Consider the following 21,470-nt stretch of genomic DNA (forward strand, 5'->3'; position numbering starts at 1 on the left):
GCCCCTGAACCATTGTTTGGAAAATTGATGTGCGGCGATCCATAGGTGGCCGAGTTGAGGTGAGCGGCAAACCAAGCTGCGGTATTGCATGTGCTAATGTGCACACGACAGCTACACCAACGGGTGCGATGAGGGCGCGCATGGCTCTTGCTTATCCTGGCATGCAAATCTACCTGCCAAGTTACTTGGTCATGGCCGGGCGTGGGCGCGGATAGGCGATTTCGACGCGCTGGTCGGGATGCTTTGCTCCTGGTTTTTTATGTACAGCGGACGTGACACTGGAGAGAAACTGCATCCGGCTGCTGCTGGTGCCTGAACCGCGAAGCTCCTCGAGCAGTTCATCAACACCCTCCAGCACACAGGTGGGCTGGTAGACGTAATTGCGCAGATCCTCGAGGCGAGTGGACCCGGTCAGCACCAGGCAGGCCTGCATGCCTACTTCAATGGCACCGCGGATGTCCGTTTCCATGGTGTCGCCGACCATCATGACTTCTTCGGTATGGCGCTGCAGCAGCCGACGGGCGCGCTGAAACATGTAGGGGTTGGGTTTGCCGAGGAAATAGGCGCGCTGTCCCGTGCTGGCTTCCAGATAGGCGGCCAGTGCACCTGCGCCGGGGCGGGTGACTTCCTTTTTTACAGGGCACCAGTTGTCTGGATTCGTGGCGACCAGCCGCGCACCTTTCTCGATGAGTTCATGAGCTTTGGAGAGTTTCTCTGTGGACTGCATGCCTTCGCCAACGACCACGTAAGTGGGGCGGATGGAATCATTGGGGATGCCTGCCTTTTGCAGCGCCAGTGTCAGCCCTGCATCGCCCATGACGAAAGCGGTGCAGCAGGGATGGTTCTCCGCCAGGAACTCGGCGGTGTTCATGGCTGCTGTGTAAAAATGCCGCGCTGATATGCCGTGGATTCCCAGATGGTTGAGTTTGACGACCAGATCTTCAGGCGTGGGTGCGGAGTTGTTGGTGACGAAGACGAAGGGGGTCGAAGTCTCGATGAGGTGGTGAATGAATTCCGCCGCCTTGGGCAGCAGCTGGTTTTCACGGTAGATCACACCGTCCATGTCGATCAGCAATCCTTTGGTTTGAGGCATCATTTCAGAGGGGGTAGAGTTTGGAGCACGCTTCACAAAATTGTCTGCATGCTTCTATGGACTCCTGGTCTAAGCATGGGCGTGGCCACGATTCCGTCCTTGCAGACCCTGAATCCTGCAAAACAGGCGCTGTTTGTGCACTTTGAGCTCAGGACGACTGCACCACTCGGCTGCGATAGGCCAGGGGGACGCATTGCTGGTGCTCTCTGAACTGACGCTGAAAATGTGCCGGAGAAACAAATCCGCAGTCCATGGCGATCTGACTGACGGTCAAGTCTGTTTCAGCGAGTAGAAGGCAGGCACGGGCGATGCGCAGTTCATTCACATACTGAGGCACGGTGCGTCCGGTGCTCTTTTTGAACAGACGGCTGAAGGCGCTTTTGCCCAGTCCCACGATTGCTGCCAGATCTGAGACATAAATCGGCTCCGGCAGATGGGATGCAATGAATTCACAGGCCATGCTGATGCGGTCCGAGATGCCTGGCCGTGGCTGCGGCATGACGGGTGAGGAGATTTCCAGCAATTCCTCCGAGTTTGAGAGAAGATCGAGCAACTGCAGCAGCAGGATCACGCGCTTCATTCCATGCGCATGGAGCATTTCCTGAACGATGCGCGTCGCTGTCAGCCGGGTGATGCCCTTGATTTCCAGACCCTGGTCAGCCCGCTGAAACAACCGGCGTACGGGTGCCATGGATGAGCGCTGCATCCAGTCCTCATGTCCTGGCAGCTGCGGCATAAACTGAACGACGATGGCCTCAACCTCGGTGAGAGGCGCGCCTTGCGCTGGCGAGTTGCGATAATCGTGCGGTACATTCGAGCCCAGAAAGACGAGGTCTCCGGGCTGGATGGTGGAGATGTTGTTGCCGACGAGTCGTTCAGTGCCGCCTTTTAGCACCAGAGTGATCTCACACTCCGTGTGGTAATGCCACACACAACCAAAATCCTGTCCGCGCACGACCTCGCAAACCACCGGTTCGGCGGCTGCCATCGGGGAGAGCATTTCAACAATGGGTTTCATCAGTTGCTGGCGCTGAGACCATGCAGAATCCTGTGTCTGCAATTGTGAATGGCGAACGCATGAAATCGTTCATGAAAACAGATACGAGTCAAAGCTGCGTGCAGAAGTTCATTTCTTGGATGAAGAACTGAGGGCAGAGTCGATTTAAGGCGCAAAAGAAGTTTCACAGGGCGGAGGTGAGCAAACCTTCAGGCAAGGCATCAGGCTATATGCATGCCTATGCAGCATGCGTGCCACTTCCTGATGCTGCTCTCATGCTCCGCACAGATGTTTGTTCATCTGCGATATTCGTATCACTCCGACGCTGCTGGAACCCATTTCTGCAAGCCTGTCACCGGCAGCAGCGCATCGGCAGCGGAACGCCATGCTGGAGTGCCGGCTTTTTGAAAGAGTTCGTAGATGAGTTTTCTGCTGTATGGATCGGCGACAGAGTTGGGTGCATTGCGCCATAAACCAAGCCGCAGGCCGCCCTCATGGGCATGATCTACATGCCGGTGGTAAATGAAGGCGTCGATGGTAGGCAGGGATTGAATCTTCTCCCAAGCATATGCGTAGGCGGCGGCCTGAAGCCTTTCTCCTTCAGGGTTTAGCAGTGTGTGGAAACCCTGCTCGCTGAGGATGATGCGGCGTGGCTTGCCGTTGAAGAGAAGCTCAGGGTGTTCCAGATGCTTTGGCAGCACCTCCAGGTTTTTGAAGGTGGCTTTGTTGCTGTTGTCATCGTGTGTGACGGTTTTGTCAGCCCAGGCACGTGGATTGCCGAGATCTTCAGGGTAAGGATGCCAGGCCACGTGCCAGTCGAAGTCGCCGCGCTCGCGCACGAGCCTTGCAAAAGTGTCGAGGAAGTCGCGGCCCGGTGTGGCCTCCTGAGGACTCACGTTGTGCATGCTGCTGCTCCAATGATGATCTGAGGAGAGATAAGTGCGGGAGTTCTGAGAGTGCCTGCGGATGGCGGTGTGCATGATGCGGAAAGCCTTTTCATATTCGCTGGCGGCGGTTTCGAGCGGCACGAGGCCCATGTTGTTCCAGAGGAAGTGGGAGTTGACCTCGTTGCCGATGATCCAGCCCCAGACGCGTCCGTGGTCGAGATGAGCGCCGCTCCAGCGTTCTGCGAGAAGGTTCATGACGGCGCTCAGGAAACCACTCGTCGTGTTTACGGCCCCGACGCTGAACTTGTAATCTTTGCGATGTCCCGGATGCAGCACGATGGCATCGATGGCCGGGTTCTTTGACGGATAGGCGATGATGATGAGATAAACGAGCAGCCCTTTGTCGGAGAGCGGCTTGATCTGACGGTCGAGTGATGCGAGGTAGTTCTGATTGAAAACGAAGTCGCCGGAGCCGGGTTTCGATTGAGCATCGAACAACGCGGTGAGGTTCACGTTGATTCCTGCGTGGTGGATGCCCAGAGCCAGCGCATCATCAACCATCTGCACCTGCAAGCCCTTCTGGTTCGGCGGCGTGGGAAAAGGATCGGTATTTTGCGCAGAGGCCATTTGCGCGAGAAGGAGGCCGAGAAGAAGATAACGCATGAGTGATGAGACAACCACCGCAGCGAATGAGCAACTGCAAGCTGCCTGTGAGCGATGCGGCAAACCCGAGGCGGCGAAGTTTGGAGACGAGTTCATCTGCGACGAGTGCTACGTGGCGTGTGGCTCGTGCTGTGCAGGGGATGAGGAATGAGGGCCTTGGGGGGCGGAATTTTTACCATGGGAAGACAGTGTGGCAGAATGCTCCTAACAAAGCACAACATGGGTTGAGAAAACCGACGTTCCTCCCGTAGGTTCCTGCATGTCTCTCACTGCCTTTTTTCAGCCGCGAAGCATTGCCGTCATAGGAGCCTCGGAACGCGAAGGAAGCGTGGGCCGTGCGATCTGGGACAACCTGCGTGGCTTTTCAGGGGCGGTGTATCCGGTGAACGCAAAGCATGTGGAGTTGTGCGGGGCCAAGGCTTATCCAAACATCGCAACACTGCCGGAGGTGCCTGAACTGCTGATCATTGTGACGCCGGCAACGACGGTTCCTCAGCTTGTCGAGGAGGCTGGCGTGGCGGGTGTGAGAGCGGCGGTGGTGATTTCTGCGGGCTTCAAAGAAACAGGGAAGGACGGGGCACGACTCGAAGCTGAGGTGCTGGCGGCGGCGAAGCGGCATGGCGTGCGCCTGATCGGGCCGAACTGCCTCGGTTTGATGAACCCTCATGCAGGTCTGAATGCGACGTTTGCCAGCAGTGTGGCGCGGCCGGGAAGGGTGGCCTTCCTGAGCCAGAGCGGGGCGCTGTGCACGGCCATCCTCGACTGGAGCCATGACCAGCATGTGGGATTTAGCGCGTTTGTTTCCACCGGGGCGATGGCGGATGTGGGCTGGGGGGATCTGATCCGGCATTTTGGGGAGGATCCCAACACGAGCAGCATCGTGATTTACATGGAGTCCGTGGGGGATGATGCAGCGGCGTTTCTGGCGGCGGCTCGGGCTGTGGCGGCGCAAAAGCCCATCGTGGTGATCAAGGTCGGCCGCACGGCGGAGGCCTCGCGCGTGGCTGCTTCACATACCGGGGCGCTGACGGGCAGCGATGCCGTGCTGGATGCGGCGCTGCGACAAAGCGGCGTGCTGCGCGTGGACACGATCGAGGAGCTCTTTGACATGGCGGAGGTGCTGGCCAAACAGCCGCTGCCGACGGGGCGGAGGCTGGCCATTGTAACGAATGCGGGTGGCCCCGGTGCGCTGGCGACGGATGCGCTGGTGCTTGGCCACGGGGAGCTGGCGGAGCTGGCGGCGAAGACAATGGGCGATTTGAACGCGCTGCTGCCCCTGCACTGGAGTCATCACAATCCAGTCGATGTTTTGGGGGATGCTGACGCGGCTCGATTTGCACAGGCCTTGCGGATCGTTGCGGGGGACGCTGCTGTGGATGGCGTGCTGGCCATCCTGACTCCGCAGGCCATGACGCAACCCACGCACATCGCGCGGGAGGTCGCGGAGATCGCGGGCCAAATCAACAAGCCGCTGCTGGCGAGCTGGATGGGGGCGCAGAGTGTTCAGGAGGGACGCGGCATTCTCAATGCGGCCGGGGTGCCCACCTATGACTACCCCGACGAAGCAGCGCTGGCGTTTGTGCGCATGCGGGAGCATCGCCTGCGCCTGATCTGGCTCAGTGAAACGCAGAGCGCCCATGCTGACGATGATGAGAGCGAGGCGCTGCCGCTGGTGGGTGAAATGATCGACGCCGTGCTCAAGAGCGGGCGCACGCTGATGACGGAGCAGGAGGCCAAGCAATTGCTGCAGGTGGCGGGAATTCCCATCGTGGAGACACGTGCGGCCTACGATGAAGCGGCGGCCGTTGCCGCGGCTGAAGCGCTGGGGTTTCCGGTGGTGGTCAAGCTGCTTTCCTCCACGATCACGCACAAGAGCGACTGTGGTGGCGTGCAGCTCAATCTGCTCAATGCCAGTGCAGTTCAGCAGGCCTGGCGTTTGATCTGTGAAAACGTGACGCATCTGCATGGTCTGGCCGCCTTTGAAGGGGTCACGGTGCAGCGCATGATCACGCAGAAGGGCATCGAATTGATCCTCGGGATGAGCACAGATGCGCAGTTCGGGCCGGTGCTGCTAGTCGGTGCGGGGGGCACTTTGGTGGAGGTGCTGCAGGATCACGCGCTGGCTCTGCCGCCGCTGAATCACTCACTGGCACGGCGCTGGATCGGGCAGACGAGAATCGCCAAAGTCCTGCACGGAGTGCGCGGCCAGCCAGCGGTGGACCTGGCTGCGCTGGATAATACGCTGGTGAAATTTGCGCGGCTGGTGCAGCACGAGCGGCGCATCGTGGAACTGGACATCAATCCCTTGCTGGCGACGCCGGACGGCATCATCGCGCTGGATGCGCGAGTGGTGGTGCGTGCGTGAAGGGTCATAGGTACGATGCTGGGGGCAGACCTCACGTAATGAAATTTGCTCGTCTCCATGTGGCGGCAGCCGCCTGTTTAAACGGAGGGCAGCGGAAAGTTGGCAGATTCGTTGGTTGCTTGTATTTACGTTTGCTGCGTGAGATCAGCGGCGTCCAGTGGGGCGCTCAAAACGAATTGCTTGAGCATGAATCCATTTTTTAAACACCCTCTGTTCGTGCTGGCATTGCTGCTCGCGAACTGCGGGCGCACGCCTTCAGGGCCTCCACCAGCAACACCGGGGCCGCCCGGCCCCATGGAAGTGGGGGTGATCACCATTGCGACGACACCGGTGACGCTGACGCAGGATCTGCCAGGGCGTATTTCGGCCTTCCGTGTGGCCGAGGTGCGGGCACGTGTCAGCGGCATCGTGCTGAAGCGGCTCTTCAAGGAGGGCAGTGACGTGAAGGAAGGGCAGGTGCTCTATGAGATTGATCCGGCGCAGTATGAGGCTTCGTACGAAAGCGCGCTGGGAACGCTGGCCCGCGCCGAAGCTGGACTGAATTCCGCTCAATTGAAACTGAACCGCATGAAGTCTTTGATCGACTCCCATGCTGTGAGCAAGCAGGACTATGATGAGGCTTCCGGCAGCCAGCGTGTCAACCAAGCGGAGGTGCTGCTCGGTCAGGCGGCGGTGAAGACGGCGAAAATCAATCTCGACTACACCAAGGTGACCTCCCCGATCACCGGTCGCATCGGTCTCTCACAGGTGACGGAGGGGGCTTATGTGCGGACAGATCAGGCGACCTTGCTTTCAACGGTGCAGCAGATCGACCGTGTCTATGTGGATGTGAACCAGCCCAGTAGCGACCTGCTGCGCCTGAAGGCCGCCCTTGCGAGCGGCAGGCTCAAAGCGGACGCCTCGGGGCAGCCACGTGTGAAGCTGGTGCATGAAAACGGCGAGATCTATCCCGAGGAAGGCACGCTGGAAGTTTCTGACGTGACAGTGAACACGCTGACCAATTCAGTCACCGTGCGGGCCGTGTTTCCAAATCCGCGCGGCGATCTTCTGCCCGGCATGTTTGTGCGTGCTCGGCTGGAAGAGGGTACCAATCCGGATGCCATTCTGGTGCCGCAGCTGGCCGTCACCCGCAATTCGAAGGGCGAACCGACCGCGATGGTGATCGGAGCGGAGAGCAAGGTCGAGCTGCGTGTGCTGGAGACACCACGCGCAATGGGCAATCAATGGCTGGTCACCTCCGGGCTCAAGCCGGGGGATCAGCTCATTATCAATAATCTTCAGAAGATCCGCCCAGGCGCGCCGGTCAAAGTCGCTGCGGAGGCTCCTGCTCCAACCCCTGGCGCTGCCAAGTAATCCACGATGTCACGCTTCTTCATCGACCGGCCTGTTTTCGCGTGGGTCATCGCCATCATCATCATGCTGGCGGGGGCGCTCTCCATTGAGCAGCTGCCCATCGCCCAGTATCCGGGCATCGCGCCGCCCACCATTGCCATCATCGCGACCTATCCCGGCGCTTCCGCGAAGACGCTGGAAGACACGGTGACGCAGGTCATTGAGCAGAAGCTCAACGGCATTGACCACCTGCGGTACATTGAATCCTCCAGCACCTCGGACGGCACAGCGACGATCACCGTCACGTTTGATGGTGAAGCGAATGCCGACACCGCGCAGGTGCAGGTGCAGAACAAGGTGGCGCTGGCCATTCCATCGTTGCCGCTGGAAGTGCAGCAGCAGGGGGTGCAGGTGAACAAATCGGTGCGCAACTTCCTCATCGTGGTCGGTCTTATTTCCACGGACGGCAGCATGTCCAACACCGACCTCGCCGATTACAATGCCAGCGTGATGAAGGATCCCATCAGCCGTCTGCAGGGCGTGGGGGAGATTCAGGCCTTCGGTACGCAGTACGCCATGCGCATCTGGCTGAATCCCGACAAGCTGACCAAGTACCAGCTTTCCACGAATGACATCATCGCCGCAGTGCGTGCGCAAAATGCGCAGATCTCAGCGGGTGCGCTCGGGGCGCTGCCCGCCACGGAAGGGCAGCTTCTGAATGCGACGGTCATGGCGCAGAGCCGCCTGCAGACGCCTGAGCAGTTTGGGGCCATTCTTTTGCGTGTCAGCCAGGATGGCTCACGTGTCTTCCTGCGTGATGTGGCGCGGACGGAGCTTGGCAGTGAATCCTACAACGTCATGGCGCGCTACAATGGCATGCCTGCCAGCGGCATGGCCATCCGGCCTGCACTGGGTGCGAATGCGCTGGAGACCGTGAACATCGTGAAGAAGAAGGTGGAGGAGCTCTCGCAATTCTTCCCGCCGGGCGTGAAGGCCATTTATCCTTATGACACCACGCAGTTTGTGCGCATCTCCGTGGAGGAGGTGGTGAAGACGCTCATTGAGGCCGTCATTCTCGTCTTTGTGGTGATGTTCGTCTTCCTGCAAAGCTGGCGCGCCACGCTCATCCCCACCATTGCCGTGCCCGTCGTGCTGCTCGGTACGTTTGGTGTGATGTCGGCGGCCGGGTATTCCATCAATACCCTGACGCTGTTTGGTCTGGTGCTCGCGATCGGTCTGCTGGTGGATGACGCCATTGTCGTCGTCGAAAACGTCGAGCGTGTGATGCAGGAGGAGGGGCTTTCGCCGAAGGAAGCCACACGCAAATCCATGGATCAGATCAGCGGAGCGCTCGTCGGCATTGGGCTGGTGCTCAGCGCGGCCTTTGTACCCATGGCTTTCTTCACGGGGTCCAGCGGCGTCATCTACCGGCAGTTCTCTCTCATCATCGTCAGTTCAGTGACGCTCTCGGTGCTGGTCGCGCTGATTCTGACTCCGGCGCTGTGCGCCACTTTGCTAAAGCCGGTGGCCAAGGACCACGGTATCAACAAACGCGGCCCCTTCGGCTGGTTCAATCGCGCTTTTGAACGCACTGCGGACCACTATGCCCATGCCGTGGGGAAGTTCCTGAAGCACTATGTCCTCGCGCTCATTCCTTACATTGGCATCGCGTTTGCAGTTGTTTTTCTCTTCGAACGTGCGCCCACCGGCTTCCTACCGGATGAAGACACGGGCGTGCTCTTCGCCATGGCCCAGCTCCCCCCGGGGTCCACGCGCGATCAGTCGGACCAAGTGCTGAAGAAAATGGAGCATCATTTCTTCGAAGATGAGAAGGACTTGGTCGAAGGCGGCTTTGGCGTGCTGGGTTTCAGCTTCAGCGGCAATGCGCAAAATCAGGTGCTCATGTTCGTCAAACTCAAGCCCTGGGGAGAGCGCAAACTACCGAACCAAAAAGTGAAGGCCATTCAGATGCGGGCACTCGCGAAGTTCGGGCAAATCAAAGAAGCGCTCGCCTTTGCTTTCGCGCCGCCCGCTGTGCTGGAACTTGGCACCGCGACTGGCTTTGACCTGCGCCTCGTCGATCTCGGCGGGCTCGGGCATGACGCGCTCATTGAGGCCCAGGGCCAGCTCCTTGGCATGGCCGCAAAGAATCCTTACCTCTCGTCCGTGCGTCCCAACGGACTTGCAGACACCTCCGTGTATCAGATTGAAATCGACCAGGAAAAAGCCAGCGCTCTGGGGCTTTCACTGGCAGACATCAATGCCTCCCTCAGTACCATTCTCGGCTCGACCTACGTCAACGATTTCATCGACAAGAACCGCGTGAAGCGCGTCATGATGCAGGGGGATGCGCCGTTCCGGATGCTGCCGGAGGACATCAACCGCTGGTATGTGCGCAATGCCCAGGGCGGCATGGTGCCGTTCTCCGCCTTCTCCAGTGCCTCCTGGAAAATGGGTTCGCCGAAGCTTGAGCGGTTCAATGGTTCGCCATCGCTTTCCATTCTGGGTGAGCCTTCTCCTGGGCACAGCTCAGGCGAGGCCATTCATGAGATCGAGCGTCTGGCAAAGTCATTGCCTCCCGGGATTGGCGTCGCGTGGGCCGGGCTGTCATATGAGGAGCAGATGTCCGGCTCCAAGGCCTCATCGGTTTACATCATCGCTTTGCTCATGGTCTTTCTGTGCCTTGCCGCACTCTACGAGAGCTGGGCCATTCCGTTCTCGGTGATGATGGACATGCCTCTTGGTGCGCTGGGTGTGGTCGCTGCTACGCAGTGGCGCGGCATGCCCAACGACATCTATTTTCAAATTGGCCTGATTACGATCATTGGGCTTTCGGCCAAGAACGCGATCCTCGTCGTGGAGTTTGCCAAGGAGCATTTTGATCAGGGTGCGACGCTCATCGACGCGGCGCTGCATGCTGTTCGTCAGCGGCTGCGTCCGATCCTCATGACCTCCATCGCGTTTGGTCTTGGGGTGCTGCCGCTGGCGATCAACTCCGGCGCGGGTTCTGGGAGTCAGAACGCGATTGGCACCGGGATTGTGGGTGGTGCGGTGACGACCACGCTGCTGGGGTTGTTCTTTGTGCCGCTGTACTTTGTGGTCATTCTTCGGCTGTTCCGGGTGAAGCCGTTGAAGGCGCAGGCGAAGTAGTCCGGTTGCGCCGCAACCGGTTTGGATACGATCCCGTTGCAGCGCAACTGGACAACTTTGCTGCCGCAGCAGCGCATCCCCATTTTGGACTGCGGTCGCGAAGGGAGGAACAGCCTGTCCTCCGCAGCTCGGAGAGCGAAGGTGGAACCGCAGCTGCCGCTTTCGGAGTGCGAGCAGACGCACAAATACCCCAAGATCTGCGAAGGCGGGAGCCTGCAAGTTCTCCGCAGGTCAGTGAGCCATCGCATGCCACGAGACGCTCGAAAGCGGCAGCTCCGCGTGCCGCACTGCAAATTCATGCCAAACAAAGGCTGCGATCACGCAACGATACAGCTTACGCCTTGATGACACCTTTTAACACCGTCATCTGTGCCTTGGCCCTCTCCTCCACGTAGGCCATGGCCTTCTTCACCTTGGCCTGGGCGGCAGGGTAGTCTTTGTGGATGCTCATGAGGATGTCGAACATCTGGGTTGCAGGCGTCGAATCGAACTCTGGAGCCCACTCCTCCAGGCCGATGTCCTTGAACATCCAGCACTTGGGCGAGTGAAACTCGGAGAAGGTGTGCATCATTGGCGTGCCCATCGCCAGCGCCATGATGGGGGTATGCGGCTCATGGCAGATCACCGTGTGGGCGCGGGCGTAGAAGGAGCAGGCTTCGTCCACGTTCCAGAACTCGTCGAAGTTCACCACATAAGGCTTCAGGTCATCCGGCAGCGTGTCGTAGATGAACTTCTTGTTGTACTCCATCTCCTTCCGCACCTCGGGGGCGATGACCACTTTGTACCCGGTCTCCTTCACCCACATGGCGATGAGGTCCTGGTACACCTTCGCCCGCCGCGTATCATCCGCGATGTTCTCCGGCGTGGGGTGCAGCGGGTTGAGCTTCTGCGGCCGCTTGTCGTCCACGCCCGGGCTGCTGGGTGAGTGCGTGCGGAGTTGGATCGTAATAAACTTCTTCTCCTCCAGCCCGTGCTTCTTCATGCGTGCCAGCGCCTTCGTGTCATCACGCACGTCGATGCCGAAGCAGCCGTCCGGCCCGAACTCCAGCACCGGCGGTTTCACGCCCGTATCTTGCAGCAGCTTCAGCGTCTTGGAATCGCGGCAGTAGATGTAAGCGGCGCTGTTCAGCAGCGCGATGCGCTTCTCCGCATCCTTGCCCGTGACCATGTCCGGGAAATACGACTGCCCCTGCAATCCCCACGGCTTGCCAATCTTCTGGCAGAACGCCATGAAGTCCGTGCTCTGGCCCATGCCGGGGCCCTGGAGGAAGAAGTCGCACTTTTTCACCGCCTCCTGCACCGCGCCGCCTTCCTTGGAGAGATAACCTTTGATGATCTCCAGTTTCGGAAAGCGCTTCATCAGCATCGCATCCACCTCTTCATTGGTGTTCGCGGCCCATAGGATGACGCGTGCCTCGGGGAGGTATTGCTCCAGGAAGCGGAGCGTGCCGGGAGTGTGGCCGATGTCGCCAATGTTCTTCGTGGCCCAGCCGCAGTGGAGGAGGATGGTTTTTTGCGGGGCAGCAGCGGTTTGCGCGAAGGTGGAAGAAGCGAGCGCGAGGGCGGAGGTGTGGAGGAAGTGGCGGCGGGTGGGCATGGGGAAGTTGTGGCTGGATAAGCGGTGGAGGACAAGGGTATCTTGCGATGATCGGATCTTGAGAATCAGAGGAGTTTACGGAGAAGTGCGAGTCAATTGCTGCATTGCGTCCATCTGGAATGCCCAGGCCTCAGCGACAGGCACGTCACGGATTTGTGCTGGAGGAAGGGAGCACTCAGCCGTCCAAAGAGGCGGATAGAAAAAGAGGCAACGGTCGGGTGCCAGTCGCGAGATGACCTCCTCACAACCCGGCCACTTCATGTCATCGTAGAAGTCTTTGAAGTCCGTGCAGGCCCAGAGCAAAAACTGGGTGTAAGTGCACTCCAATGCCACCCAGTTTAGGCTCTTGGGGGAGAAGTAATATAGATTGTTGCCGTCGTTCCCAAGAGCTCCGCCATTCAGAGCGAAAAATCCTCCAAACGCATCATCGGCTACCAAGTAAAATCCATCCGCCCTGCTTTGATTCCAGTCTGGCAGAGTGCGAGGAATCGCTGTGCTGCCCGAACCAAGAATGCGTAGCCACCCATCAAGCACCGAAATTCCGCCGGTGTGGTAGGCGATGGCTCCCATGGGGGATCGTGTCGTCACCTGCGTGCGATGCAGCACGTCTGCTGCCGCAGGCGAGGCGGGATGTAGCGCACAACGCCCCGGACATTTCAGTGCCGTTTCAGTCACAAAGGGCAGGGCTGACTCAGCTTCGTTGATCAACTCATCGAGTGGACGCATGATGTCTCCTAAAGTGATCGGGGGGGCAAACTCAATCTAGAACAGCGAGCAGTTTTTCAACGGTGTGCTTACAGCCATCCCGCCATTCCACTTTCACGTGTTCTGGCCAAGGGGTCTGGCCTCTTTGCTCAATCACTATTGGACCAAGTCAGTATTCCATGCCGAGGATATGGGCCAAAATCCGCGAACATCGCCAGATCAGAATCGTTGGATTCATCCGCATGAATGACTACCCAAATCCATGCCTCCTGAGAATTGTTGAGTCGTTTGCGGTCAACACGGATTGATCGATCCAGCCCATTACGCGAAAGAACATCATCAACAAAATCTGCATCCTCAGAGTCAAGACCTGACGTTGCGCCAGCGCCTCGATGTTTTGGCCCAACAAAATGCGTGGTAAGCTCTAGTTCTGGAGACGAAAAGCGAAAGTCTTTGAGGCCATAATCATTTCTCAGAGGAATGTAGATTCCTTCAATCTCCGGCTGCTGGCAGGAGGTTCCTCCGGTCTGGTTGGACACCATGACTCCACTTGCACAGGGGACAATGAGCCCGGTGCCGACGGCATCGTAAAGTCGGATGGTCGGTTTCTTATTCATAGTGCCGAGTCATTTCTCCGGCTTTCTCGCGCATTCTCAAATCAGGTCCTCACTGCGCCGCCAACGCCGCCGCGGCCTTCGCCTTGGCAATCTCCGCCTTCTTCAAAATCTCCTCCGTGCTCGGCAGGCTGGCGAGTACATCCGCTGGGATAAACCCATCGCCCACCAGCTTCGTCAGGCACTTCTTCCGCTCATCCAGCGCCTTGTCGGGGCTGCGTTCTTTGCTGAAGCGGGATTTGGCGGCCGCGCTGCGGTCTTTGAGGGCGGAGTAAATGTCGCCGCCGAGGAGCGAGGAGATGTCCACTTTGATCTTTTCGCGACCGGCTTCCTGCTCGTTGATCTCGTCGCCGTTGATGGGGCCGGCCTGATACTTCGGAAACATGATGGCGACTTCCGGGCAGACGCGGGAGCAGGCGGGGCAGTTGGTCTTGCAGTTGTCGTTGTTCTGCACCTGGATCTTGTTGTCATCGCTGACGCCATAGACGTCGAAGAGGCAGAAGCTGAGGCACTGCATGCAGTTGGTGCAGCGGGAGTAGTCGATGACGGGGAACCAGGGCTTCCACTTGCCGGGTTCGTTCATGGTTTTCTCGCCGCGTGATTTGTCCACCAGCGCGACGATGGCGTCGGGCTCCAGGCCGGTGATGTCGCGGGTGTCGATGCTGATCTGACCGGTGGCGTCCTCGAGCGCGGGGGCTTTGCCTTCAAAGGCGCCGAGAACGAGCAGGCTGCGGTCATCGTGCGGCATGGCGCTGGCGCCGAGACCGCTGCGGGTGACGGTGTAGCCTTTGTCGAGCAGGGCCATCATGACCTTGGCACGGGACTCGGCGGGAAGCTGAATGCTGCCATTTCCTTCGTAGAGGACGACGCGGAGGGGGCGGTGGGTGTGGGTGATCATGGCAGGGAAAATGACGATGAATTAAGATTTTTTAAACGCGAATGGCGGCGAATAAGCGCGAATTTTCACGAATATTGAGTTCATGAATTCGGTGGATTGGCGGTCATTCCGCAGGAGCGGAACCAAGCAGCGCATCCGCAATCTCCTGCGCAGTCTGCGTGCGCATGTTGAGGATCTCGGTGTCTGCGGGCAGGGGAGATCCGGCCTGCTGGAAGAGGCCTTTGACGGCGCGGGGATAGCAGGCGGCGATGCGCAGTTTTCCGCAGGAGGCGATGGCCTGGAGGCGGGGATCGCGATGCGCGGCCATTTCGCAGAGGTCGGAGACGGTTTCAAAGCTGGCATTCGAGTCACAGAGCTTCTGCAGGACTTCGTTTTTGACGCCGGTGGGAACGACCTGGGCGTAGGCGCAGCGGCAGTAGAGAATGGTGGCGGGGGTACTCAAAAGGGCGCGAAAAAGGTGAAGATCAGTGTGGGCTCAGGTGGCGTACTACGCAACACCGGCGAGGGCGGGCATGGCAAATTTAGGCCTAAAGCACAAAGTCGGCGCGAGGCCGACTTTGTGGATTAGCGCGAGTCAGTTCGTACGCAGGCCTACGAGGTGGTCTTGCGCTCCACATTCAGGCCCATCTTGCGGTACAGGGTGGCGATGGAGACGCCGAGCATGCTGGCGGTCTTTTCGCGTGAGCCGCTGTTGTACTTGAGGGTTTCCTGGATGAAGGCGCGCTCCTGCCCCTTGATGAAGTCATCCAGCGTGGAGCCGATGGGGAGCTTGGTGACGCCTTCGGTGGTGGAAGGAGTGGGGATCTCGATCTGCTGGGTGACCTTGGCGGGCAGGTCCGAGGGACGGACGCGGTCGTTTTCGGCGAAGGCGCAGGCGCGTTCGATGGCGTTGCGCAGCTCGCTGACGTTGCCGGGCCAGTTGTACTTCTCCAAAAATTCGATGGCTCCGGCGTCGATGGTCTTGGGCTTGTCGTCGGTGCGGTCGGCCAGGTCTTTGAGGAAATGCTCGACGAGCGGGCGCACATCCACGCGGCGCTCACGCAGCGGTGGGATCTTGAGGGGGACGACGGAGAGCTTGTAGTACAAGTCTTCGCGGAATTTGCCCGCCTTCACGGCATCTTCGAGGGAGGTCGTGCTGGAAACCACCAGGCGGAAATCCGCGCCGCTGGAGCCGTTGCCCCAGCCTTTTTTCGACTGTGCTTCATCGAGGAAGGTGTTGAGCTGGGCCTGGATGCGGGCCGGGAGCTGATTGATCTCCGCCAGGTGGATGGTGCCGCCGGAGACGCGATTGAAGATGGCAGTCTGGCCGAAGAGCTCGGTTTCGAGGACGTCTTCCGGCATGGCGCTGCACTGCAGTTCCTTATAAGGAGAGTTGCTGCGGCGGCTGGCTTCATGGAGGGCACGAGCGACCATGTGCTTGCCGACGCCGAATTCGCCTTCGAGAAGGACGGGGCTGTCGTTGTTGGCCACGCGGCGCACAATATCAAAAATGCGCTGAATAGCATCGCTGTGACCGATGAGCTTTGAGGCCGTGGAGGAGCGCAAAGTCGCGCTGGGAATGCTCGTGGGGGTGGCGGCGGCGATGCCGTTGCGCTGCAGGGCCTGATTTACCGTCTTGATCAGATCGCCCAGATCGAAGGGTTTGGTGAGGTAGTCGAAGGCCCCCAGACGCATGGCTTCCACAGCTGTTTCCACGCTGCCATGACCGGTGACCATGATGACGGCAGTGCTGGGGAACTGATCCTTGCACATGCTGACGAGGTCGAGGCCGTTTACATCACCGATGCGAAGGTCCACGATGACGAGGTCGGGCTGGTTGGAACGGATGGCCGCAATGCCGTCGATGCCGGTGGTACAGCCAAAAACTTGGTGACCCGCAGCTTTGCAAAGCTTGGTCATGAGTTCGAGGATGGCGGCTTCGTCGTCTATGATTACTAGTTTAGCCATATTATTTTCGTGAAGTGAGAGGCATGGTTGATTGTTAAATAGGCTAAACGGTTCTCAGGATTGCGTCAATTTAAGATTCTCAAAAAGGAGAATGGAGGCTATTTTAGGCATTTCGGAGCCTCGGTGCACGTGCCTCAAGAGGCTTCAGTGAATGGGCTTTCACGAGCCGTCAGCTTCATTTTGGCAGTGCAAAAATGGGGGGATTTTCCGAGGTCCCCCTGAAGGATCGTAACTCTTGATTCCTGCGAGTGTTTCTCTGCATGCAGTCAGTCCAAACAGCACACCCACATGAAATCCAAAACCAACCGACTCTCCTGGCTTTGCGGTGCTCTCGCGCTCAGCGTCGCTCCGTTGCAAGCCCAGGAATCCAAGCCTGCTGGCCCACCGCCCGCCGCTGCGCCGCTTCCTCCTGCAACGCCCAAGGTGGACGCACCTCCTGCTGCGCCACCGCGTGACCTTCCGCGTCCCGGAGCGCCACGGGACGGGGATGGCCCACGTCCTGACACCCTGCGTGAACCGCAGCGTCGTCCGGATGGGGCGGGTCCGCCGCGTGATGGCGCTCAGCCTCAGCGTGATGCACAGCCCCAGCGGGATGGGCAGCGTGGACCGGTGAATCCTCCCAATGCAGGCGGCCGCAATCCTGGTCAGGGTCCTGGACATGGCCGCGAGGGCTTCCGCCGGCCGCCCATGGATGGCCACCCGGGTGGCGAGCATCAGCGCGGCGAACCGCAGGCGCAGAGCAACCGTGGCCCGATGAACCCGCAGCACGAAGGCGGCCGGGGGCAGCAGCATGCTGGTCGCCAGGACCATTTCAGACAGCCCCCAGGGCCGCGTGGCAATGAGACGGGCGGTTTCCGGCCTCGCGCCGAAGGCCGTGGCCCGCAGTCTTTTGCCCAGCGCGGAGCGTTTGGTGCACCACGCGGTGGTGAAGGTTTCCGCCCACCTCAAGATGGCACTCAGGGCGGGCAGATGCATCGCGGTCGCGGCCCTCAGGACAGGATGGGGCGTGGCAGGGGCCAGCGCTTTGGTGGTCGGCAGCAGCCTCAGAATTTCGGCAGTCCTCGTGCAGATTCGAGTTTTGGAGGTCCACGCGGTCCTTCGCCCCGCTTTGGGCATCATCGCGGCCCCGGCCCTCAGCAGTTTGGGCCGCAACGCGGTGGGGAACATCGTGGCGAAGGCCCCCAGCACTTCGAGCGCCCCATGCATCAGCCTCCGCAGGATGGCATGCGCGGCGGAGACCGGGGGCCTGGTCCATCTCCGCGTGACGGCGGCCCGCGTTTTGCCCCGCCTTTTCACCGGGGTCAGGAAGGACCGCATGGCCCTCCGCCGATGAATCATGAGCGTGGCCGCGAAGGCTCGCCGCGTGATCGGAGCGTTTGACGCTTGCGAGTGCCAGAAATCATGGCATGGCGGCCCGGACAAACCGGGCCGCTTTTTTTTGCGCAAATGCAGGCGGCATTCGCGTCTCGTGAGTTGTGTTTGTGCAAACGAACTCCATAGTCGCGCCGCCGCCCGCAGCCCCTCACGGGCTGCCACGAAATCCACCGCATGAGCTTGGTCAAAAAACTCGCCAAAATGTTGAACTCAAAAGCGCAGTCCTCTGCGAACGGAGTTCATGGACCGGCGGAGCTCCCATGGTGGTCGCCAGACCGGTGGGCGCACCTTTGGAACGGCAAGCCGCAGGTGTCCGCAGCTTCGGCCGCCACCGCCAACACCATGCTGCCGGTGCTGATCGAAGTTTTCGCGGCTTTCAGCAAGCTGGACGGCAACATCGAGGAGGAGGAGGTCGAATCCAGCCTCGGCTACCTGCGCTATGACTACCCGGAGGCGATCTACGCCGACATGCGGCGTCTCTACTTTGAGGCCCTGCAGGAGCCGCAGGACCTGACGCAGCGCGCGAAGGAACTGAGCCAGAAACTCTCGCAGGAGCAAAAAATCCTTCTGGGCGTGCAGTTGTACCTGCTCATCTCGCGTGCGCAGCAGAATCAGCGGCAGATGGTGGAGTTCTACCTCTTCATGACGAATCTGGGCATCGCGGCCCAGGCCATCGACATCGTCTATCAGCTCAATGCCGGGGACAAACCGCCGGAAGAGGGGTTTTCCACCAAGGGCGGCCAGCCGCTGGACACGCTGCGCATCGGCGCCACGAAGAACTGCGACGTGCTGCTGCGCTCCCTTTCGGATGACTGCTCCGTGGTGGCGTTCCGGTTTCAAAACCTTGTGCTGCTGAAAAACACGGGCAGCATTTCCATCTTGGTGCGCAGCCGCCGGCAGCCGCCGGGAGAATTCTCACGGCTTTATCCCGGCGAGCGCGTGGTGATGGAGGACGTGACGCTGGACTACAATGACCTGATCACCTACTTCAACTCCAAGAAGACACTGTCAGGCACGCAGATCTACCTGACCCTTACGGAAAATGGCAGCGCAGAAATCGCCCCGCAACGCACGCGCGGCACGAATCTGCGACTCAGCTTTGGCCTGGGGGTCACTGTTGAGGCGCTGCGGACCACCAAGGCTACTCTGAATGGCGTGGTGCTCAGCAGCGGCACGGTGGTGGAGGCCAGCATCGAGGACAGCATCATCGCCCATGGTGAAGTGGAAATCGCTCTGCGTGATCTTCGTGTCCGTGCGCAGGAGTTTGGCGGGCAGTTCCGGCTGGAAGGCAGCCGCAACACCTACCTTGTCTCCAACAAGCCCGAACTGCTGGATGAGGGCGACATCCTCCTCTCTGAAGACACCGATGGCGAAATCCTGCTGCGCATTGAGTGCAACTACGCGCAGAAGACCGGAGTGCTGGAAGTACTGCGCTCCTCACGTCCGCTCTACATCGGCATGATTCCGGTGCGCGATCGGATCACTCTCAATGACGGTGACACCATCACGCTCGGAGAGGGACAGTACCTGCGCTGCCACTTTGCCGATCGCATCATCGAAGAGGAGCGCAATACCGTGCGCCAGATCGAGGTGCGCGAGCTCAGCCACCGCTTCGACGGCCGGGACACCGCGCAGGACGGTGTGAGCTTCATCGCCCGGCGTGGTGAGATGATCTGCGTCATGGGGCCCAGCGGCTGCGGCAAGAGCACGCTGCTGCGCATTCTCGGCGGGCAGCTCAAACCCAAGGGGGGCGAAGTGCTGATGAACGGCCTCGCGCTGTATGACAACCTGCACAATCTCACGCCCTACATCGCTTACATTCCTCAGGAGGATGCCTTTGATCCTTTGCTGAAGGTGCAGGAAAATCTGGATTTCTCGGTGGCCGTGCGCTGCCCGCATCTGAAAACCGATGAGCGGCGCAAACGCGTGGATGCGAAGCTGGCGGAACTTGGCCTGGCCGATCTGCGTGACCGGCTGGCAGGCACGCCGCAGCAGAAATTCCTCAGCGGTGGCGAGCGCAAGCGTCTCAATGCGGGGCTCGACATGATCGGCATCTCCGACGTGTACCTGTTTGATGAACCAACTTCCGGCCTGTCTTCCAAGGACAGCGAGCACGTGCTCGAAATCATCCGCAGTCTGGCGCGCAACAAGATCGTCATCACCTCCATCCATCAGCCCAGCTCACGTCTGCTGCAGATGTTTGACAAGGCCCTGCTGCTCGACAAGGGCGGCAAGCTGGCCTACTTCGGCACGCCGCAGGGCATGATCGAATACTTCTGGCGCGTCTACCACACGGAGACCGGTCAGGCTGGCGATGCCGAGGCTCAGCCGCCGGACAAGCTTACACCGGACTTCGTCTTTGACGTCCTCGAAACACCGCTGCGAGACATCAGCGGTGACATCATTCATGAACGCAGTGCGGACGGGCATCTCGTGGCTGCGCGCCGCTTTCCGCCGAACTTCTGGCGCGACTCTTATCAGCGGCATCTCATCATGGAGAGCATGGCCAAGCAGAAGTCCGCGCCTGGCAGCACGAGCCTCATCGCCCGGCCCAAGCGGGATGAAAGCCACAGCGCCAGCCGCATGCGCAGCACGCCCAAGCCGCCGAAGCACACCTTCCGTGAGGAAAGCATTCTCTTCTTCACCCTGCTGAAGCGCGCCTTCCTGAGCAAGCTGCGCAACCGCACGAACCTGCTCACAACCCTGCTGGAAGCGCCGCTGCTCGCCTGGATCATTTCCAGCGTTCTGAAGTACTCCGAAGAGGCGCATTACACCTTTGCCACCGCCTTCCACATCCCGACCTATCTCTTCATGAGTCTCGTCGTGGCGATGTTCCTCGGCCTGACCAACAGCGCCGATGAAATCATCCGTGACCGCCACACCCTGAGCCGGGAGCGCAATCACAACCTGCGAACGTTTTACTATCTCAGCGGCAAGATCATCTCGCTCTCCACCTTCGCGCTCATTCAGTGTGTGATTTACCTGATGATTGGCAACTGGGTGCTGGAGATCCGCGACATGTTCCTGATTCACCTCTGGTGGATGTTCCTGACTTCTCTCACGGGCGTCTGCCTGGGGCTGTTCATATCCAGCATCGTCAGTGACAACCGCACTGCGGTGAACGCCATCCCGCTGCTCCTGATTCCCCAGATCATACTCGGTGGTGCGCTGATCAAGTATGAGGAGATGAACAAAAACCTCGACCTTGTCTATTCCGTGGGCAAGTGGCTCAAAAAATCCGGGAATGATGAGGAAAACGTCAGCAAGCTCAAGGTGCCCTTCATCTGTCAGTTCATGCCGTTGCGCTGGTCTTATGAGGGCATGGTGATCTCGCAGTCCAAGCTCAACCCACTCACGCGCAACCAGGATTTCCTCGACGAACGCATCCAGTCGCTGCTGCCTCCTTCCGGGGCGGATATGAACGATCGGCAGCGCCATGAACTGGAGCTCACCAAGCAATCCCTTGCCGTCGTTTCGGGTCTGTATGCCGAGAACCCGCGCGAGATCTCCAAGCGCCTCGGTTCCATCCGCGATGCTGTGCTCAGCGGCCGCATCGAGCCGCCGATGCTCGACAGCATGCTGCAGCAGAATGACGGAGTGAGCGCCGAGGAAATCTACGTGAACCGCAAGGTGCTCGACCTCGTGACCAAGGCCGAGATGGAACGTGAGGACTATCGTCGCAAGACCAGTCCCAACGTGTTTTTCGGCACGCGGAAAATGTATCTGGGCACCAAGTACAACACGCTTTGGATCAACAGCATCGTGATTTTGTTTACGCTGTCGCTCATCATCGCCGCGGTGGAGCTGAGTCTGAGACGGCAGTTGACGAAGGTGTAGGTGGGCATGTT

At 59.6% G+C, this 21,470-nt stretch carries 14 protein-coding genes; 5 read left to right on the top strand and 9 right to left on the bottom strand.

Features of this window, described 5'->3' with window-relative positions; translation table 11 throughout:
* Positions 1 to 181: 181 nt before the first annotated feature.
* The 3 genes from ACILSL_RS06335 to ACILSL_RS06345 form a co-directional block, all read right to left on the bottom strand.
* A complete protein-coding gene (locus tag ACILSL_RS06335) occupies positions 182 to 1,096 on the bottom strand; it encodes an HAD-IIA family hydrolase (protein ID WP_395731156.1) in 915 nt (304 codons plus the stop codon).
* Positions 1,097 to 1,241: 145 nt separating this feature from the next.
* Positions 1,242 to 2,111 carry a helix-turn-helix domain-containing protein gene (locus ACILSL_RS06340; protein ID WP_395731157.1) on the bottom strand — a complete coding sequence of 290 codons (870 nt, stop codon included), beginning with the start codon at positions 2,109 to 2,111 and terminating at the stop codon, positions 1,242 to 1,244.
* A gap of 293 nt (positions 2,112 to 2,404) precedes the next feature.
* Positions 2,405 to 3,640 carry a DUF5722 domain-containing protein gene (locus ACILSL_RS06345; RefSeq protein WP_395731158.1) on the bottom strand — a complete coding sequence of 412 codons (1,236 nt, stop codon included), beginning with the start codon at positions 3,638 to 3,640 and terminating at the stop codon, positions 2,405 to 2,407.
* 259 nt (positions 3,641 to 3,899) lie between these two features.
* Here ACILSL_RS06345 and ACILSL_RS06350 point away from each other — a divergent pair, with 259 nt between their 5' ends.
* From ACILSL_RS06350 to ACILSL_RS06360, 3 genes are all read left to right on the top strand, one after another.
* Positions 3,900 to 6,005 (top strand): acetate--CoA ligase family protein, encoded by a 2,106-nt coding sequence (locus ACILSL_RS06350; protein WP_395731159.1) that lies wholly within the window; start codon positions 3,900 to 3,902, stop codon positions 6,003 to 6,005.
* 186 nt (positions 6,006 to 6,191) lie between these two features.
* Positions 6,192 to 7,358, top strand: coding sequence for an efflux RND transporter periplasmic adaptor subunit (locus ACILSL_RS06355; RefSeq protein WP_395731160.1), 1,167 nt, complete (start codon positions 6,192 to 6,194; stop codon positions 7,356 to 7,358).
* Positions 7,359 to 7,364: 6 nt separating this feature from the next.
* On the top strand, positions 7,365 to 10,487 hold the full coding sequence (locus ACILSL_RS06360; protein ID WP_395731161.1) for an efflux RND transporter permease subunit: 3,123 nt from the start codon (positions 7,365 to 7,367) through the stop codon (positions 10,485 to 10,487).
* 334 nt (positions 10,488 to 10,821) lie between these two features.
* On the opposite strand, the gene ACILSL_RS06365 is transcribed toward ACILSL_RS06360, so the two are convergent.
* From ACILSL_RS06365 to ACILSL_RS06390, 6 genes are all read right to left on the bottom strand, one after another.
* Positions 10,822 to 12,084, bottom strand: a complete 1,263-nt coding sequence (locus ACILSL_RS06365) for a polysaccharide pyruvyl transferase family protein (RefSeq protein WP_395731162.1) — start codon at positions 12,082 to 12,084, stop codon at positions 10,822 to 10,824.
* Positions 12,085 to 12,159: 75 nt separating this feature from the next.
* A complete protein-coding gene (locus tag ACILSL_RS06370) occupies positions 12,160 to 12,810 on the bottom strand; it encodes a DUF2625 family protein (RefSeq protein WP_395731163.1) in 651 nt (216 codons plus the stop codon).
* A gap of 128 nt (positions 12,811 to 12,938) precedes the next feature.
* Positions 12,939 to 13,406 carry a DUF6210 family protein gene (locus ACILSL_RS06375; RefSeq protein ID WP_395731164.1) on the bottom strand — a complete coding sequence of 156 codons (468 nt, stop codon included), beginning with the start codon at positions 13,404 to 13,406 and terminating at the stop codon, positions 12,939 to 12,941.
* A 49-nt stretch (positions 13,407 to 13,455) separates the two neighbouring features.
* Positions 13,456 to 14,301: a ferredoxin family protein gene (locus tag ACILSL_RS06380; protein ID WP_395731165.1), complete on the bottom strand. Its 846-nt coding sequence runs from the start codon at positions 14,299 to 14,301 to the stop codon at positions 13,456 to 13,458.
* 103 nt (positions 14,302 to 14,404) lie between these two features.
* Positions 14,405 to 14,743, bottom strand: coding sequence for a hypothetical protein (locus tag ACILSL_RS06385; RefSeq protein WP_395731166.1), 339 nt, complete (start codon positions 14,741 to 14,743; stop codon positions 14,405 to 14,407).
* A gap of 149 nt (positions 14,744 to 14,892) precedes the next feature.
* On the bottom strand, positions 14,893 to 16,248 hold the full coding sequence (locus ACILSL_RS06390) for a sigma-54-dependent transcriptional regulator (protein WP_395731167.1): 1,356 nt from the start codon (positions 16,246 to 16,248) through the stop codon (positions 14,893 to 14,895).
* Positions 16,249 to 16,536: 288 nt separating this feature from the next.
* Here ACILSL_RS06390 and ACILSL_RS06395 point away from each other — a divergent pair, with 288 nt between their 5' ends.
* Both ACILSL_RS06395 and ACILSL_RS06400 read left to right on the top strand, forming a co-directional pair.
* On the top strand, positions 16,537 to 17,628 hold the full coding sequence (locus ACILSL_RS06395) for a hypothetical protein (RefSeq protein ID WP_395731168.1): 1,092 nt from the start codon (positions 16,537 to 16,539) through the stop codon (positions 17,626 to 17,628).
* A 168-nt stretch (positions 17,629 to 17,796) separates the two neighbouring features.
* Positions 17,797 to 21,459, top strand: coding sequence for an ATP-binding cassette domain-containing protein (locus ACILSL_RS06400; RefSeq protein WP_395731169.1), 3,663 nt, complete (start codon positions 17,797 to 17,799; stop codon positions 21,457 to 21,459).
* The last annotated feature ends 11 nt before the right edge of the window (positions 21,460 to 21,470 follow it).

This window comes from Prosthecobacter sp., from assembly GCF_044222345.1.
Classification (GTDB): Bacteria; Verrucomicrobiota; Verrucomicrobiia; order Verrucomicrobiales; family Verrucomicrobiaceae; genus Prosthecobacter.

What these genes read in the sequence shown, in the direction of transcription:
- ACILSL_RS06375 (WP_395731164.1), bottom strand. Translation starts at nt 13,406, where the DNA reads ATGAATAAGAAACCGACCATCCGACTTTACGATGCCGTCGGCACCGGG.
- ACILSL_RS06390 (WP_395731167.1), bottom strand. Translation starts at nt 16,248, where the DNA reads ATGGCTAAACTAGTAATCATAGACGACGAAGCCGCCATCCTCGAACTC.
- ACILSL_RS06360 (WP_395731161.1), top strand. Translation starts at nt 7,365, where the DNA reads ATGTCACGCTTCTTCATCGACCGGCCTGTTTTCGCGTGGGTCATCGCC.
- ACILSL_RS06400 (WP_395731169.1), top strand. Translation starts at nt 17,797, where the DNA reads ATGAGCTTGGTCAAAAAACTCGCCAAAATGTTGAACTCAAAAGCGCAG.
- ACILSL_RS06380 (WP_395731165.1), bottom strand. Translation starts at nt 14,301, where the DNA reads ATGATCACCCACACCCACCGCCCCCTCCGCGTCGTCCTCTACGAAGGA.
- ACILSL_RS06395 (WP_395731168.1), top strand. Translation starts at nt 16,537, where the DNA reads ATGAAATCCAAAACCAACCGACTCTCCTGGCTTTGCGGTGCTCTCGCG.
- ACILSL_RS06350 (WP_395731159.1), top strand. Translation starts at nt 3,900, where the DNA reads ATGTCTCTCACTGCCTTTTTTCAGCCGCGAAGCATTGCCGTCATAGGA.
- ACILSL_RS06335 (WP_395731156.1), bottom strand. Translation starts at nt 1,096, where the DNA reads ATGATGCCTCAAACCAAAGGATTGCTGATCGACATGGACGGTGTGATC.
- ACILSL_RS06340 (WP_395731157.1), bottom strand. Translation starts at nt 2,111, where the DNA reads ATGAAACCCATTGTTGAAATGCTCTCCCCGATGGCAGCCGCCGAACCG.
- ACILSL_RS06345 (WP_395731158.1), bottom strand. Translation starts at nt 3,640, where the DNA reads ATGCGTTATCTTCTTCTCGGCCTCCTTCTCGCGCAAATGGCCTCTGCG.
- ACILSL_RS06365 (WP_395731162.1), bottom strand. Translation starts at nt 12,084, where the DNA reads ATGCCCACCCGCCGCCACTTCCTCCACACCTCCGCCCTCGCGCTCGCT.
- ACILSL_RS06355 (WP_395731160.1), top strand. Translation starts at nt 6,192, where the DNA reads ATGAATCCATTTTTTAAACACCCTCTGTTCGTGCTGGCATTGCTGCTC.
- ACILSL_RS06370 (WP_395731163.1), bottom strand. Translation starts at nt 12,810, where the DNA reads ATGCGTCCACTCGATGAGTTGATCAACGAAGCTGAGTCAGCCCTGCCC.